The 16,361-nt window shown below is 48.3% G+C and carries 17 protein-coding genes and 3 pseudogenes; 15 read left to right on the plus strand and 5 right to left on the minus strand.

Annotation, left to right across the window (positions count from 1 at the left end):
* The 5 genes from GBAG_RS02260 to GBAG_RS02280 form a co-directional block, all read left to right on the plus strand.
* Positions 1-641: DUF932 domain-containing protein (locus tag GBAG_RS02260; RefSeq protein ID WP_034493110.1), on the plus strand; the 641-nt coding region annotated here is incomplete at its 5' end.
* A 216-nt stretch (positions 642-857) separates the two neighbouring features.
* Entirely contained in the window at positions 858-1,559 is a 702-nt protein-coding gene (locus tag GBAG_RS02265) for a WYL domain-containing protein (RefSeq protein WP_034493113.1), read from the plus strand.
* Between the two features lie 40 nt (positions 1,560-1,599).
* Entirely contained in the window at positions 1,600-1,839 is a 240-nt protein-coding gene (ypjK, locus tag GBAG_RS02270) for a protein YpjK (RefSeq protein WP_034493116.1), read from the plus strand.
* Positions 1,836-2,276, plus strand: coding sequence for a YfjS/YafY family lipoprotein (locus GBAG_RS02275; RefSeq protein WP_034493119.1), 441 nt, complete (start codon positions 1,836-1,838; stop codon positions 2,274-2,276). Before ypjK ends, GBAG_RS02275 begins: the two co-directional genes overlap by 4 nt.
* Before the next feature lie 23 nt (positions 2,277-2,299).
* A complete protein-coding gene (locus tag GBAG_RS02280) occupies positions 2,300-2,767 on the plus strand; it encodes a hypothetical protein (RefSeq protein WP_034493120.1) in 468 nt (155 codons plus the stop codon).
* Between the two features lie 261 nt (positions 2,768-3,028).
* Here the strand turns inward: GBAG_RS02280 and GBAG_RS02285 are convergent, their stop codons facing one another.
* On the minus strand, positions 3,029-4,651 hold the full coding sequence (locus GBAG_RS02285) for a hypothetical protein (RefSeq protein ID WP_051873619.1): 1,623 nt from the start codon (positions 4,649-4,651) through the stop codon (positions 3,029-3,031).
* A gap of 347 nt (positions 4,652-4,998) precedes the next feature.
* Between GBAG_RS02285 and GBAG_RS02290 the strand changes: the two genes are divergently transcribed.
* Positions 4,999-5,451 (plus strand): hypothetical protein, encoded by a 453-nt coding sequence (locus tag GBAG_RS02290; protein ID WP_034493122.1) that lies wholly within the window; start codon positions 4,999-5,001, stop codon positions 5,449-5,451.
* Between the two features lie 270 nt (positions 5,452-5,721).
* Positions 5,722-5,940 (plus strand): aldehyde dehydrogenase family protein, encoded by a 219-nt coding sequence (locus GBAG_RS02295; protein WP_281629398.1) that lies wholly within the window; start codon positions 5,722-5,724, stop codon positions 5,938-5,940.
* A 24-nt stretch (positions 5,941-5,964) separates the two neighbouring features.
* Here GBAG_RS02295 and mcrC read toward each other — a convergent pair whose 3' ends face one another.
* From mcrC to GBAG_RS23220, 3 genes and pseudogenes are all read right to left on the minus strand, one after another.
* The gene (gene mcrC, locus GBAG_RS02300; RefSeq protein WP_034493125.1) at positions 5,965-7,116 is read right to left on the minus strand and encodes a 5-methylcytosine-specific restriction endonuclease system specificity protein McrC; all 1,152 of its coding nucleotides are present in this window, start codon (positions 7,114-7,116) and stop codon (positions 5,965-5,967) included.
* Positions 7,113-9,068, minus strand: coding sequence for an AAA family ATPase (locus GBAG_RS02305; protein ID WP_034493128.1), 1,956 nt, complete (start codon positions 9,066-9,068; stop codon positions 7,113-7,115). The genes mcrC and GBAG_RS02305 overlap by 4 nt, the downstream gene beginning before the upstream one ends.
* Positions 9,069-9,203: 135 nt before the next feature.
* A pseudogene (locus tag GBAG_RS23220) lies at positions 9,204-9,362 on the minus strand (glyoxalase/bleomycin resistance/extradiol dioxygenase family protein); the annotation flags it as partial.
* A gap of 225 nt (positions 9,363-9,587) precedes the next feature.
* Here GBAG_RS23220 and GBAG_RS02315 point away from each other — a divergent pair.
* The 8 genes and pseudogenes from GBAG_RS02315 to GBAG_RS02350 form a co-directional block, all read left to right on the plus strand.
* On the plus strand, positions 9,588-10,553 hold the full coding sequence (locus GBAG_RS02315) for an HNH endonuclease (protein WP_034493131.1): 966 nt from the start codon (positions 9,588-9,590) through the stop codon (positions 10,551-10,553).
* Between the two features lie 22 nt (positions 10,554-10,575).
* Positions 10,576-11,478 (plus strand): hypothetical protein, encoded by a 903-nt coding sequence (locus tag GBAG_RS22985; RefSeq protein WP_051873620.1) that lies wholly within the window; start codon positions 10,576-10,578, stop codon positions 11,476-11,478.
* Positions 11,479-12,081: 603 nt separating this feature from the next.
* A complete protein-coding gene (locus GBAG_RS02325; protein WP_034493134.1) occupies positions 12,082-12,561 on the plus strand; it encodes an antirestriction protein in 480 nt (159 codons plus the stop codon).
* Positions 12,562-12,576: 15 nt separating this feature from the next.
* A complete protein-coding gene (gene radC, locus GBAG_RS02330) occupies positions 12,577-13,053 on the plus strand; it encodes a RadC family protein (protein WP_034493136.1) in 477 nt (158 codons plus the stop codon).
* A gap of 14 nt (positions 13,054-13,067) precedes the next feature.
* On the plus strand, positions 13,068-13,403 hold the full coding sequence (locus tag GBAG_RS02335) for a type IV toxin-antitoxin system YeeU family antitoxin (RefSeq protein ID WP_034493139.1): 336 nt from the start codon (positions 13,068-13,070) through the stop codon (positions 13,401-13,403).
* Positions 13,404-13,470: 67 nt separating this feature from the next.
* Positions 13,471-13,791, plus strand: coding sequence for a TA system toxin CbtA family protein (locus GBAG_RS02340; protein ID WP_034493141.1), 321 nt, complete (start codon positions 13,471-13,473; stop codon positions 13,789-13,791).
* A gap of 113 nt (positions 13,792-13,904) precedes the next feature.
* Positions 13,905-14,738, plus strand: coding sequence for a DUF4942 domain-containing protein (locus tag GBAG_RS02345; protein WP_034493144.1), 834 nt, complete (start codon positions 13,905-13,907; stop codon positions 14,736-14,738).
* A gap of 322 nt (positions 14,739-15,060) precedes the next feature.
* Positions 15,061-15,237, plus strand: a pseudogene (locus tag GBAG_RS02350) (Arm DNA-binding domain-containing protein); the annotation flags it as partial.
* A gap of 55 nt (positions 15,238-15,292) precedes the next feature.
* On the opposite strand, the pseudogene GBAG_RS21955 reads toward GBAG_RS02350, so the two are convergent.
* Positions 15,293-15,550 (minus strand): annotated as a pseudogene (locus tag GBAG_RS21955) (helix-turn-helix domain-containing protein).
* Between the last annotated feature and the right edge of the window lie 811 nt (positions 15,551-16,361).

Consider the following 16,361-nt stretch of genomic DNA (forward strand, 5'->3'; position numbering starts at 1 on the left):
ACTTTCAGCCATTCTTTGCCTGTCAGACCCGGGTACGTGACCCGAATCGTCGGGAACACACAAAGCACATGCTGCGCCTGCGCCGGGAGGGACAGATTACCGGTAAACAGGTGCCGGAAATCATTCTGCTCAACTCGCATGACGGCACAAGTTCGTATCAGATGCTGCCGGGCTTATTTCGTGCGGTTTGTCAGAATGGGCTCGTCTGCGGTGAGTCGTTTGGCGAGGTGCGGGTGCCACACAAAGGAGATGTGGTGAGTCAGGTGATTGAAGGGGCGTATGAGGTACTGGGGATTTTTGACAGGGTAGAGGAGAAACGGGATGCCATGCAATCGCTGCTATTACCACCTCCCGCTCAGCAGGCACTGGCAAAAGCCGCGCTCACGTACCGCTTTGGTGAGGACCACCAGCCTGTCAGTGAATCGCAGATACTCTCCCCACGCCGCTGGCAGGATGAGAACAATGACCTGTGGACAACCTATCAGCGTGTGCAGGAAAACCTGATTAAGGGCGGGCTCAGTGGCCGTAATGTTAAAGGCGGGCGAACACATACCCGTGCTGTGCGTGGCATTGACGGGGATGTGAAGCTCAACCGGGCGCTGTGGGTGATGGCGGAAACACTGCTTACGCAACTACAGTAGCCTTCTCATGTTGCCATGTTGTTAATATCGGACACAACCTGTCCGCGTTACGACATGCCAGTAGGCCTCACTCTCCCTGGTATGGCCTGCAACCCCTGCTATATCTGACTTTCGCAGAAATGAAAAATAGTTTCTGCAGTGTCCATACCCTGTCCGACCACCTCTTTAAAGTAATCACATTGTTTTCAGTCAGTTAACTTAGAGGGAGAACCTCTCATGACCCAGGCAGAACGCCGCCATGACCGGCTGGCTGTCAGGCTGTCACTGATCATCAGTCGCCTGGTGGCGGGGGAAACACTGAGCGTGCGCAAACTGGCCGTTGAGTTTGGCGTGTCGGTGCGCACGCTGCGGCGGGATTTTCGTGAGCGGCTGATTTATCTGGACCTGGAATATCAGTCCGGTTACTGCCGCTTACGCACTGCTGGCAGTGAGACACAGATGGTGTCCGACGTGCTTATCTTTGCCCACCGGAGCGGGCTGGCAGGTCTTTTTCCGGGCCTTGATCGTCGTCTGGTGAATGCACTGCTTATGAGTGATGAGTCCCCCTGCGTCATCGCTCCGGCTGGCCCTGTATCCACACCGTCAGGGCCACTGTCATTCTGGCGGCTGATTCAGGCTATTACCGGGCGCAGGCGGGTGACGCTGATTGCAGAAGGTCGGCGCTGTGAGCGACTGGCACCCTGCCGGTTGCTCATCCACCAGCAGGCCTGGTATCTGGTTGCTGAACATGGCGGACATATCGCCGTATTCACCCTGGATGAAATCCATCTGGTTCAGCCTCTGCAGGAGACTTTCCGCCGCAATGACAATCTGTGCCGCCTGGTCGAGGACCCGGTTTTCATTCAGGCCTTACCCCATTTTCGTTTTATCCAGCAGTCATTGCTTGCGTTTGTTCCGGCTGACAGCCCACCGGAATAGCACAGGCGTTGTTATCAACCCGGCAGCAGGGAGGATCCCGATGCCCGTTATTGCCATTATCGCCATTGTTGTCATCGTCATCATTCTGAACAAAACCGGGGTGTCCGACAGCCTCATAGCCCTGACGCTTGCCACCGTTGCCGCTCTGCTGACGGGCGGCGGTACAGCCGGTGCTGCCAGTGTTGCACTGACGCCGTTCGTCGGCGTACCCGTAGGCATTTTCGTGGGGATTTATGTCTTTGCCAAAGTGGTTCGTCTGATATCAGGAAAGAAAAAATGAAACGTAAAACACTATCTCTGCTGACGGTACTTACCGCCAGCCTGTTTCTGGCCGCCTGCGATGACCGGAGTGATGACCTGAAGGCCATCAGCAAGTTCAAGGACCTCACACCTCCACGCTTCAGTGAAGTAGTCAGCCGTCAGAATGATGTCAGGGAAGAGTGGTCGCAGATTGCTCTCTCAGGCCCCACTCTGCAGATCTTACGTACCCGCCAGTCACCCGATGGTTGCGAGGGTGGTAATTACTACTATCTGGTGGATATGGAGGAAAAAACCGTTCAGCCGCTGATGAATGCGTTGTGCATAGCCGACAACATCACGCTGCAATATCACGAAGAGACCGATCCACACACTCAGGAGCGATTCCTTGAATATTCCCATGACGGCAAGCTGATGGGACGGCTGCTGATACCGTCAAATCCTGATAATCGGGAATAAAGACAACGACAAAGGAGAAAGAAATGAATACTCGTTCACTCACCCGGTTTGTGCTGGCAGGCGCACTGCTCGCCAGCTTTAATGCCTCTGCTGTTCCCGGACTCTGGCAACAGGGTTACGGCCAGGGCAATGCGGAATACAGCGTGACGGACGCCAGCGGGAAGATGTTTACCATCAACTGTACTGGAAATCCTGACCAGAATGGTTTCTACCAGCATTCAGTTTTTCTGACCCAGACGGATAACAGAATGGTCAGTTCGCACGATGACGGCACCTCTATCACGGTGGTAATGAACCACCAGCAGTACGCAATCCCTTCATCCCTGGGCTGGCGCAACGGTGATAACGCTTGGTATGACTTTATCAAAGATATTCGTCAGGCAGGGCAGTTTGAGGTTTACATCAATAACCGTAAAGCGGGGACGTTCAGCCCTGATGTGCAGAATGCACAAAAAGTCCTGCCAACATTAGCAGACTGCACTAACGACTGACTGCTGTATTTTCAAGTCCACAACAACCCTGATTGCCTCCGGCTGTCGGGGTTTTCTTTTTTGTTCCTGAATCTCCACTGATAGCCCAGGCATTTCTGAAAGATAAGTGCAGTGGTCAGTTTATCTCTTCAGATAGATGTATCCGCTTCTGGTTGTAAGATCTGCTGAGAGCGAGCATCTGAAGTTCTCTAGTCATTATTAACACTACGGTGCCTCGATTGACTCAAAGCACCCCTACAAAGATTCATCCCACCGTAAAATTTATTCTTCCTCAAGAATTTCACTCTTGCTCCATAGAGGCTTTATAGCGTGATGTGCGCCACTGAATGGACTTTTAGAATTATTTTTTCGCTGGCTCAGCAGCAAGCCATCTATGTCCTTATTGATGATTTTTTTTACCTGGGAATGGTATCGCTGAAGTGAGATGTCACTGATGGAGTTTTCAAAGCGAAGGCTGGTGTCATGTTTTACCAGATCATAAACACCGTCTTTTACTTTCAATCTGTTGCCGTCGGGAATGCCCATTTTCAGGTCATAGCATCTCAACCCGGCCAGACGGACTTGGACATCGATGCGCTCAATACGTGTTTTTTTGTGGCTAATCAGAAGCGCTTTATTATTTTCATGCCATTTTTCAAAAGATTGCACAATACCTATGCTCTTCTGATAATTGCCTTGAAGAGTGCTGTATAAATGATAGCTGTTAAAATTGTAGACTTGACGTTCGGTGTCGGAGATTGGCGGAGCTGCACCTTTCTCTCTGAACATCACTTCGGCAGGCTGACCATAAATACGCAGGAGGCAGTCTGCCAGAGAGTCGGCTGCATCATGCAAGGCATTGGTCTGGATGAGTTTCAGGAGGGTGTCTCGCTTAATTGAAATCTGGCAATAGTCGCTCTCCCATGCCACGGTCGGTTTCTGCTCTTCCTCTTCTGAGAGGGCGCGGGTATCAGCTGCAACGGTTGTGAATTTCCAGTCAAATGGTGTTGATTGCACATATTTGAAATAAATCTGAAGCTCAGCGAACCACTGTATGATCTCCGAGGCATAGATGCCTACAAACTGACTGAACAAGTAGTCGGCGTGCTGAGGTCCGCACTGTTCAGCTATCCTTTCAATGAACTTATCACGCCCTTCATCGTTGATTAATTTGATGATATTTTTTAAAACATAGCTTTCCCGTCTTTCCCCTCCCATGATGTCCCTGTGTACTTTTTCAAATTCGGACAGGCAGTCGGGAACAGCAATCCTGGCATGGCGTAAGGCAGTAATTAAGTTGTAAATCGCATCAGCGAGTATCGGTAGCGAATCAATCTTGTGGAAATTGTTTAATCGGGAAAGAAGCATGCTACTGCATGAGTGCGCGATGGAAAGATCCTGATGGCAGTAGCCTTTTCGTGCCTGAGGAGGAATTGGCGGGCAATGTGTCGGACCCTCTGTCAGGATGGCAAACATATCATCATGAATAAATTCCTCACGGAGTTTGTTTTGTTCCGCATAGCGAAATCCCTGCTCTGCTGGTTGCCGGTTCATCTCTCCCCATGTCTTAAGGCTGACCTTGCCCTCATCAAAACCTGTATAGATTTGATGCATGAATATCAGTGCATCCATGAGGCTGTCCTGCTTGGGCTCCTGAAAATTAAGCACAAGGCTATTTTGTGGATAAATTTTGCTAATTTTTTCACTCTGGGCTTGCAGCATTGTAAGTACCTGATGCTGCTCAGCAAACCATTTGCTGTACTCAGGATCTTCATTCAACTGCCTGGCTTTAAGAATGAGTAGGAGCAACTGTTCGCTGACTGCATCATATATGTGTGGGAAAGGGGCGGCGGTGCCAGAGAGAAACGTTATGAACAGGTTTTTATTATGTTCGGATAGGTGCATTTGGGCCTCTTAAAAGAATGTTGATGAGGGTTTGTGATCTTTTTTATGCCATTCAGCTTTAGCTAAATTTTCTAAAGGTGGCTTTTTTCATCAACGTGATGATAATGCTAGTGCTGAAAATGATAGCAGTCAGAGGGGCTGTAATCACATCTTTATTATTCAGGATTAAAATAATTTAAGTTAAAGTAAAAATTTAACGTTTTCATGCAAGTTGATAAATAATCATAAATTAATTTGAAAATTAATCAACTTGTATATTTTTTTATTTATGTTGATTTCAATGCCTCATTGAATTTATTCTCTTCTCAGCGGGGTATGTCGCCTCGCATTTTGAGAAGGTGATAGTCATGAGTGATGTAACAACGCAAGACATTGATGATGCACTGGAGCGGGCCCAAGCGTTGAAAGAGACCGCTGAGGAGTTCATTGATATCGCTGATGGCATCAATAATGCCGCGCGTATCAGACTGGAGGATGAGCGTGGTATCGACATCGATAGCACGCGTACGATACCTTTGGATGACATCCCGCTGGGTGAGGAAGCGTTGCGCGTAAAGGATGATACGCCCGGCGTTGATACCGCAATCCAGACGCTGGAAGACCTGGCCGAAGGCAAAATTCCTGCTGCTGAAGTGAATGAAAAATTCCAAGAGGCGACGGAAGACCTGGACACTCTCGATAGCACGCTTCAGGATGTTGGTGCTGAAGAAGTCATCAAGGCCTCTCAGTCGTCTGAAAATGACAACGACTTCTACGGTGATCAGGATGACGAAACATACGATGACGAGGAGGATGATTAACGGCTAGGGCTACCCTCTCTTTGTGGAGCCGGTCCCTGAAAGGTAAAGCGGGCGAGGGTCATCAACTGTCACCTCTGCTGCAAAGCCGATTTAAGGGTCTGCCGAACAATCCATTTACTACTGTTAACTGTGTTGCCTTGGTTTACCTGGCAGATGATTCAAATTCAAGAACACCGATTATCTGATGACCCTCCGGCTCCCCTGCCTGCCGGGGCGTCAGCCCCACTCAGCTAACCGGCAGACCGCTAAGCTTCGCCGAACAGCACAGGGATGCGTTTCGGGCCTGGCGTCATCGGTCTGGATGTGGGCCGCGCCTATCGCCTCAGCGCCCGCCTGCAGTATGGTTGCACTTGGGTAAATACCCACTTTATGCTGGTCAGCGAAATGCCCCACGGCAGGCAGAAACTCTCCGGGTACGGCAAGGATATGACAATGTATGGGCTGGAAGATTACACCGTGGTGCGTCATGTGATGATTAAGCACGGATAACAGCTATGTGGCTGCAATAGTAGATTATATTGCAGCCACTGCTTTATGAAGTGGCAAGCCATCAGCCGCGACTCCCGCGCAATCATGGGCTAATTCCAGTAATTGTCTTTTAATTGTTTTGGCATCTACCGCCATATCTACCGTAGCAAAATGGATCTTATGTCCCTGAGTGACAACATACTCATTAAGCATATAGCCAACGGCGGGATGAAGCAGAAGACCAGCGGCATTGAGCGAAAGTGGGTCCGCCTTGCTCTCCTGTGTTCTAATGTAGGTATATAACTGATAAATATAACTATTACGTAGCGATTGATCCCGATGCCAGCCCTTTGTCAGGATTGCATTAAACTTGGTATCGATAATAATGCGCTGCTGGGCCATCTTGTGTTCAAGAATAATGTCTGACTTCATCTTCGGAAAAATCTCTGCGCTGCCCGCACTTTGATCGCTCAACGCCCATTTCAGCTCTTTCCCGGCAGAAATCCGCCAGGTTGTTTTGGCGAGGTGTACATGATAAAAGCCCGCAATACCTTTTTCAAATAGCCTTCTCATCCAGTAAAGATTATCTGAGGGCGCGGGCAAAAGATGTTGCCCTTGATCTTCGGTCGGCATCAGCAGTTCAAAAGCTAATTGTGCGGCATCGACCATCGGTTTATCAGCGGCATCATGGCGTCCAAAACGCCGTACCGAGGGCAGTTCGCGGTTGTCAGGATACCCTCCGTTTATTCCCTCACGGCGAAGTGAAATTGCCATAACGTGGCAATCCGCTGCCAGCGACGGCTTCGTTATGATCGGGGTCAGACGTTCTAACGCGCAGCGAACATAGCGGTTTCGCGGGTTGTCGAGGGTCATGTCCTGAAAATGGCAGGCGACCCGACCCCGCTCCAGCAACTGATGACTGGCCGTATACAGTACATCAATGCGTCCTCTCACCCGGTTCAGGGCCGCATGACGGGTTTGGTATCCCATGCTTAAATTGCGGCGACGGCGCAGCGCAATCTCATGTAGCAAGATTGTCGCCACCAGGTCGGGTATTTCTGCTGGGTTATCTTCAACCGCAATATGACTGCGTCCCAACTGGCGAAACAGATCTGAAGCGTACAGCATCAGCAGCCAAAGATTTCGCACGGGAATGCGTGACGCTTTATGTTGCTCACTGCCGGTGATTGTCGTCATTCTGCTAATAACACTTTTCTGGCTTCGTCGACTTTGTTTGGGGCATCAAACCAGTATTCGGCGAGCAAAGGGCAGATCTCTGTATCGACGACCTGTTCATACCAGGCCTGAGCTTCGTTGATTTGCTGACCGGTGGCTGGGGTGACATAGCTGTGACCGATACAAAACTGCGGCCCTAAGGTGATATCTTTTGCCAGCATCTCGTTTAGCGCCGTCAGTCGAAATTCGATGATGGCTAACAGGTCTAAATCAATTGCGAATTTATGATTTACCCAGTTTTTCCACGCGTCATTAAACGCTGGCTTTAGATCGATAAATGCGAAACGGCGGCGCAGTGCCAGATCGAGTAGTGCCAGGGAGCGGTCTGCAATATTCATCGTGCCGATAATATACAGATTCTCAGGGATGTAGATTTTTTCATCAGGATTTTCACTGTAGGAGAGCGCCAGCGCCTCGGTCGGTGTGCGTTTATCGGCTTCCATCAACGTGAGTGTTTCACCGAATATTTGCGCCGGATTGCCACGGTTAATCTCTTCAATAATCACCACATATTTCGCGGCAGGATTATTGATCGCAGTTTTGATTGCATTCACAAAAGGTCCATCGATTAGCGTTAATCGCCCCTCTTTCCCTGGACGCCAGCCACGAATAAAGTCTTCGTAAGAGAGGTTCGGGTGAAATTGTACCGCGCTAATACGCTCAGGCGCTTGTTCTCCCATTAAGCAGTACGCCAGACGGCGCGCCAGCCAGGTTTTTCCGGTTCCTGGTGGTCCTTGTAGGATCAGGTTTTTCTTGTCGATCAGGCGCTGAAGTGTGAGTTGGATCTTCGCCTTTTCCAGGAAACAGCCCTCCCGAATCAGATGACTGATGGCGTAAGGCGCGTGAGTGAGTTTTGGTGGCGGCGCACTCTCTTCGACTGTTTCCTCAGTTATCGTCTGGGATTCGTTTTTTTCAAAATTCAGGTATTCATAATTTCCGGACTCAAGGAATTTTAACTCATCATCATTGCGTAATTTCTGCAGATAAAAATAGATTGAGCTTGTAACCGTTTTGCTCTCAGGACGCTCTGCCTTGAATACGTCCAGGTAGTTTTCTTTCAACTCCGAAGCAGTGAAATAAGGGCTCTCTTTTTTCAGGCATAACGCCTTAATTTTATTCAGTAGAGAGGCTTTCCACGTTCGATTTTCCACTTCATCTTTAGACTGGCTAAGATCGGTATTCCACGCTGACAGAGAGAGTTCCGGGAAGGAATGAACCGGATAGTTGGGTTGGGTAAAGGCCTTGTTCAGCGCCTGCATAATGCTCAGGTAGCTTTGCCCACTGCAGCGACCTTTTTCCCCGTTTTTAAGGATCTTAATGTTTAACACTTTCTGGATGTAATACTGCGACTGACTATCCAAAGTGGGGTAGAACCAGGGACGGGCCCAGTACAGCCCCATGGTCAGATTCCAGCCGACATTCATCACTGCAGAAGCGATGTCATATGCGGAAGTGAAGTCTGCGGAATTGGTATTCTGGTTATCTGCAAACGTCATTGCCTGTGAGAACATCTCCCACAAGCGTTCAATGTCATCAGGATCGCGCGACCTTTCATAACTAAAGAACCAGGATTTTTGGTTATTCAGCAGCGGGATACCTGCAAAGGAGTCAGGAACCGGTTCGTTCACGCCCAACAAATTCGCCAGCCTGGCGGCAATAATTTTGCGATTGGTGTCGGTCAGGCTGCGATTGAACAAGCCCATGGTAGTAAACGGACAAATATCTTTTAAAGGAAAGGCCTCACCCTTGGCGGGTTTGTCCTGCAGATGGGACATCCCGTCGACATCTGCGGCAATCAGGTGAATGCCTTTGACTAATTCGTCTCTCCGGTTCCGCCAAGTCAGTAACGCGCTGGCAAATACCTCATAAAAACGAGCCCATGCAAATTTAACGTCATGTTCTGCTGTGTCCAAGGGTGCTTCCTTATGCTTGTTGGGCATTGATAACTTATCTGTGTGAATTTTAAGATATTATGATCAATATCGGGAAAGTTAAACTATCCGATACAGGGATCGACATACGGTTTTCAAGAGATCACACCCCATCAGCTAAACCCGATTCCCGTCCGGATCTGCAATCACCGCTTCATAAAACCCACCCCCGATCATGCGCGGTGGGCTTAGCAGTGTGCCGTTCAGACGCGCCTGCTCCGCCATCCGATCCACCTCCTCCTTGCAGCCGACGTTCAGAGCGATATGCGCATACCCTGAATCACTTAAAAGTGTAACTCTCAGGGTGTAAATGACTATATCTGGTACAAAAAGCCAGTATCAACGACCTAGGGTAGCTATGAGCGAGGAGCGGACGTTGGGACTTATCTTTTATGGTCATTGTTACTAGACTGCTTCAAGCTGAAGCGGTGTACTGCTTGTTTTCATCAACTAATTATTGTTTTATGATTCAACTGCTATTTTTATCATGGAATCAATAGGATGAATCAGAAGGCATGGTCTTTTAAAGCAGTTGGTCAGGATGATCTCCGGTACTTTGGGAATAATGGTTATCACGACGACTCAACTAGTTTTTACAGATATGACAACTTTGTCCCAAACCATAAGCAGGTTAAAAAAGGGGATATTGTAATAGTTACTGATAGAAAAAATATCCTGGGAATATCAGTTATAGATAATCTGTCATCGGCACCATACATAAAAATTCGTAACCGATGCCCTTATGAGGGCTGCGCTCCAGCAAAGTTGATCCATCGGAAATTTAAAAAACCAGAGTGGCGCTGCAGTAATGGGCATGAATTTGATTACCCGAAGGTAGAAGACGCTCCCGCATTGGAATTTAAAGCTGACTATAAAAAAAACTACAAACCCATTAATTCTGTCTCCATAACAGATTTAATTTCTAACACTCCACGCTACAACGTTCAAAGTTCAATTCAAGAGATTGATTTTGAATGGGCAAATCATCTGTTTGGCGGAGTCAATCAACTGAGCCCTACCGAAGCGGACAGTGACGATACTCTCCTCAATGCAGAAGATCAGAGAAAAGCAGTTATACGGCAAATTAAGCAAAGGCGTGGGCAAAAAGCATTTCGTGACAGTTTGATAACCCTAGCGACTCAATGCGCAGTTAGTAATTGTGCAATCGTTGATATCCTCGAAGCTGCGCATATCACTGCATACAAAAATGATACACACAACCACGTAAGCAATGGGCTATTACTGCGTTGTGACATGCATACTTTGTACGATCTGGATCTATTTGCTATCGATCCGGACTCGTTACTTATTTACTTTGCTCCGCAGATCCAAGATAAAGAATACACAAGGTATCATGGGAAAAAATTGCATGTTTCGTACAAAGTTAATCGTGGAGCCCTTGTCGAAAGGTGGAAAACGTTTACTGAAATGTATGGCAATTCCCACCTGATAATAAAAGCAATCTAGGTTTAACCTGACAAGGCACAACATGGGATTATTAAAAGCAGGGCTTCGCACTGCGAATGCTATTGTCACACTCGGTGGATCGCTGGAATTAGAGCATGCGAAAGCAAGTTTCGAATCCACTCATGCTTCCTATAAAACAACGCATGACGAAGTAACGTTAATAAAAACCAAGATTGATAATCGCATTAGTGAGTTGGGTGATACGCTAAAAACCGTAAAAACCAGACTGGATAATATCGAGCAATTATTAGAGACCACCTCCTCCTCTCTCGAAAAACAGTCCAGGCCAACAATGCATGCATTGCAGAGTATTGAGCTATTCAATCAACAGTATTCCGGCGTACTCAGCGTGGGATTTGGTGGGATTATGGGCGGCTCAATGGCATTGGGCGCGTGGGCGCTTGTTTCAGCCATTGGCACCGCGTCTACGGGCACGACTATCGGCACGTTGTCTGGTGTCGCCGCAACCAATGCGACACTAGCCTGGTTCGGTGGTGGTGCGCTCGCCGCGGGCGGAGCTGGAATGAGCGGCGGTATGCTGGTACTGGGGGGGATAGTTGCGGCGCCGATTATCTATTTCGCAGCAAAAGGGGCTTGGACCAAAGCCCGCGCTTTTCAGGACCAAGAAGTGCTCGTTGAGCAAGAGCATGAAAAACTACGCGCACTAAAACCAGAACTCGAGAAACAATATAACGACGTACTAACGTACACCATTCAATTAAATAGCCATTGCCACACATGGTTGGAACAAATGGATAACGAGCTAGCGATCCTTTACCCTCGGGGTAAATTCAGCATTTTTTACCGGGATTTGCTGCACATTATCGGTATTAAGTGGAAAAAACCTGAGCATCTGGCGTCCATTGAAACCATGAATCAGCAGACTATTCAGTTTTTGCGTTTTTTCCAAAACGAGAACACGTGACCCGAACATCTACAATTAATACAGTGCGGGCTTAGCAATGTCCGCTCCTGGCACATGGCTGCCAGTCACCCACGAGCTGTAATTTAAAATTGACGCGACTACAGCTTTAGGTTATCTGCTTGTATTCTAAATAATTTCAGATAGATATTATCTCTGTGAATCCCTCGCATCCATTATTGGTTGCGAGGCTTTTTATTTTTCACTCTGAGATCTCCGCATGCAAAAATCTGACGGCCCTCAGGCCTTTGAGCAACAGCTGACTTCGATACTTCACGCCCTACGCAGTACGAGCCGATGATCGAGCCCTGTCGGTGAATAAACACTTTTATCGTAACCTCATGCTGGCGTATCGACGGGGATGTGAAGCTCAATAGTTCACTGTGGGTGATGACGGAGAACATGCTCGACCTTTCAGTCAGTACCAGTAACAGACAAAAAAAATACACCGGTTCTAGGGGCCAGATAGCCTGACTTTACGCCTTCCATTCTCTCCAAATCCATATCCCGTTCACAGGAATTTCTCATATACCGCAGTTTGTAAGCCCTAACAGGAAACATGCCTGCAGCATATCTGCGACTGTAATAACCGAAAGGAAAACCACTATGCACAATGACACGACGTTAGAACGAAATAATCATCTCAATCACAGTCAGAAAGAGTCCACCGAAGACAACTTACTTCATGCCATTGCAGTGCCTGATGAAATGCGCCTCAGCTTCTGGCCGCAGCACTTTGGCACTATCCCGCAGTGGATAACCCTGGAGCCGCATATTTTCGCCTGGATGGACCGCTTTTGTGCGGATTACGGTGGCGGAATCTGGAGTTTTTACACGTTGAGTAATGGTGGCGCTTTTATGGTCCCCGATACTGACAGCGATGAGGTATGGAGTTTGTTCAACAACATGAACGGCAATGGCGCAGAAATGAGTGCGGAAGCCGCCGGCATTGCGGTGTGTTTGATTGCGTACAGCCATCATGCCTGCCGTACAGAGTGTGACGCAATGACTACGCACTATTACCGCCTGCGGGGCTATGCCCTGCAGCATCCTGAAGCTCACGCTATTCTGCGCATCATCGACTGAACGGAGGAGCAACGAATGAAACAGCTTTCCTTTTTACCCGGCGAGATGACACCTCAGGACCGGTGTCTCATTCAGCGGGCGCTCAGGGCTCTGGACCGCCACCTGCATGAGTCCGGCGTGGCCTTTACCTCCACCCTCGCCGTCCGGGAGTGGCTGCGACTGCATATGGCTGCTCTTGAGCGTGAAGAGTTCCGGGTGCTGTATCTGGATAATCAGAACCAGCTTATTGCGCATGAGGCGCTCTTCACCGGAACGATTAACCGTACCGAGGTCCATCCTCGCGAGGTTGTAAAGCGAGCCCTGTACTTTAACGCGGCGGCGGTGATATTTGCCCATAACCACCCGTCCGGCGAGATCACCCCGAGCCAGGCAGACAAGGCCATTACCCAGCGACTGGTACAGGCGCTGATGCTGGTGGAAATCCGGGTGCCAGACCATCTGATTGTCGGCGGCAGGCAGATATTCTCTTTAGCCGAACATGGTCTTCTTTAAATAGGAATAAAATTATGAATAAAGACGTTGCACAAACCTGGGGTCTTAAACGAGATATCACACCGTGTTTTGGATCACGGCTGGTGCAGGAAGGTCATCGCCTGCATTTTCTGGCAGACCGGGCAGGATTCAACGGTTCGTTCAGCAAGATGCAGGACCGAGTTCTGGATGAAGCTTTTCCGCATTTTGTCGCACATATGGAATTGATGCTGCTTTCCGGTGAGTTGAATCCCCGGTGCGGGCACTGCGTCACGCTGTATCGTAACGGGTTGACCTGTGAAGCCGATACGCTGGGCAGTCATGGGTACGTGTATATCGCAATTTATCCATCAAATCAGGTTAAAGACTGATCCTCTGCATCATCTTAGCTTTGTAAGCCATCAAATCTTCCGTTCCTTTCATTAAGAGACTCAACTCATGCAAATCTCAACTGTACCGGTCACGTTGCCGGTTTCGTCACGCCTGTCACCTGTGCAGGTCTGGCAGCAACTTTTAACGTATCTACTGGAGCAGCATTACGGCCTGACACTCAACGACACGCCATTCCATGAGGACGCGGCCATTCAGGAACATATCGAAGCGGGAATAACACTGGCTGATGCGGTGAATTTCCTGGTGGAACGTTATGAACTGATACGTACTGACCGCAAAGGGTTTACATGGCTGGAGCAGACGCCATTTCTGACCGCTACAGATATTCTCAGAGCTAGACGAGCTACCGGGCTGATGAATACTTAAATTCTTCGAGCATCATTCCTGATTTTTACCTCTGCACTTTCCTCTCCTTTTATTCATTGCATAATGCGCCTGCCACTTCCGGCAGGCGTGTTTGCTTTTATGGACGATTAACGATGCAAACAGAACCCGACGTGTTAACAGATCACAACGAACTTATCCTTTCGACCAATATCGAACGTGTGGTCACTGGCCGCGATACCGCACTGAAACAGATAGAACAACTCATTCAGCAGCTTGATTCGATTTCACGGCTAACCTCAGAAATTGGCGGTGGCACAGCGCAAGACTGGGCGATGAAGGCCGGGCACCGTTACGATAGCTGGATGACCGAAAAGGTAGATAAAGCGCTGCCTGCCGTTACCCGCAATATTGATCGTAGTATCTGGCGAGACTTGATGTTGAAGTCTGGAATGATGGCCTTGATGGATGCTCAGGCCCGTGACCAGTGGCATAAGAACCTGGAGGAGGGGGATCTGCCTGCCATCAGCGAGGTGAATATCCTCAGTACTTTTGAGCAGCTACATCGGAACAAAATGGATGTATTTGAGCGTGGGATTATCAATGTCTTTAAAGGGCTGTCGTGGGATTACAAAACCAATAGTCCCTGCAGCTTTGGTAAAAAGATCATCGTCAGCAATCTGGTGACGCACAGCCGCTGGGGCTTTAGCTTAAACTGGGGCTGGCGGCGGGATCAATTAGCGGACCTGGAACGAATGTTATTTCTGCTGGATGGTAAACCGATACCCGACAACCGTGGCGATGTTACTACTCGATTGATGGAGCATATTCGGACCAATCCTTCGAAGGATGTTTACGAAGATGATTTCTTCAGTATCCGTTATTTTCAGAAAGGAACCGCGCATCTGACGTTTAAGCGTTTAGACCTGATAGAGAAGATGAATGACATTATTGCTAAGCACTTCCCAGGGATGTTGGCAGCACGTTAGAATTTTGCTTAGTCAGCACAGTGGTTCTCGACCCCGATTCGAGTCCCAAAATCAATGATTTAATGTGTTGGTATCGATGTTGGTACATTATCTAAATATTATTTTTTATTTATTCTAAATCAAAAGGTTAATCATTATGTGCGAGTCCGGCCTTCGCACCATATGAATGTTCGGGAACGTTTGTAACATTCAGTAAATTACTAAAAATAAAGCGGAAAGGATTTTTTGGTCCCAGTTCGTCCGAACAGATCCATTGCAATCCGGACATTGGTGGGGACGTAATTGGGAGCATCTTCATTTCGATTGAAAATAAGCCCCCAAAATGAAGCTCAACGCCCGCAAAGTCGAAACAGCCAAACTAAAAGAGAAAACCTACAAAATGGCCGAAGGTGGCGATTTGTATCTTGAGGTGACGAGTAAAGGATCTTTATACTGGCGCATGAAGTACCTGTGGCCAGTGGATAAGAAAGAAGACATATTAGCTTTCGGTGTATGGCCGGCTGATCTTACCCAACATTCATGGACACGTTGCTAAGTGAGTTTCACCCCTTCAGCTATGATTTCGCCTTTCTAATTAAACTCGCTCGATCAAACGGTTTCCCGTCCTCCCCAAAATACCTTTCCGGCCAAATCTCTGACGGATGCATCCCAAGTACCTTAGCAATCAAGAATTCCCCTTTTGGCTAAGGTCGTGTTAAAGCGTTCGCCAGCGTAGATGAACTCAAACCAGGTGCTCGTGAAAGTGCTGCCAGCGATGCACCTTTCTTACGTAAACCCGCGATGATATCTGCCTGATACCAACCGTTTGTCATGATTCCCTCCATTTATGCCTGTAACGGTTTCTATTAGAGCGAGGGTCAATTTAGTAGGAGCGAAAAGGTCTGGATACTACGAAGATCTTAGCCGCTCAAAGATGGAGTAAAAGAATTATGAAAAGCTAAATCACACGCAACAACCGAGCCGGGTTCCTCGGGTAAATCCCCGGCTTAACGATTTCCCTCTTTATTACGCTCCCGGCACCAATCACTGCGCCCCTACAGATTAGCGTACTCCGCAGCCCATAATCAGGTGGTGCCAATAATGCAGAGTCTTTGAATCTTCACGAACGGGCCGGCAAAGACATCATCGTGCAGCGTACATTTATATAGGTAAACCGGTTCGCATACGTTTTACAGGTTTGCTGTGTTTAAGCTGATAACACAACAGTTAATCGACACAGGACGAAAGCAGGTAGTACCAAAAGCCCGAAGTGTATTTATAAAGGAACGATGTGTGTGGGGTTCATCGTGGCTCGGCTGTAACAACTGTTCACTTGAGAAAGACCGGATACATTCACGCACGATGCTGCCGCCATCAAAAGCCTTGTTCTCCATGTCGCCAAACTTCTTACGCCCTGCATATATAGAAGGAAGAACAGGAGATGGCATGTTTAAGGTAGATCTCGCGGTTAAGAACGCCAACCTCGGCTTCGTGGAGGATATAAATGAGCGGTGAGCCAGAAAAATGTGTCTTCCTTGGGCATTTATGGTGTTGCTGATATCGTTATAACTGACTTTGAGCTGAGTTTATCAAGGGGCGTTGGTTAGTTTTGTGGATAACTTTGTGCACAACTGCGTATAAGGT

Source organism: Buttiauxella agrestis ATCC 33320 (assembly GCF_000735355.1).
Taxonomy (GTDB): Bacteria; Pseudomonadota; Gammaproteobacteria; order Enterobacterales; family Enterobacteriaceae; genus Buttiauxella; species Buttiauxella agrestis.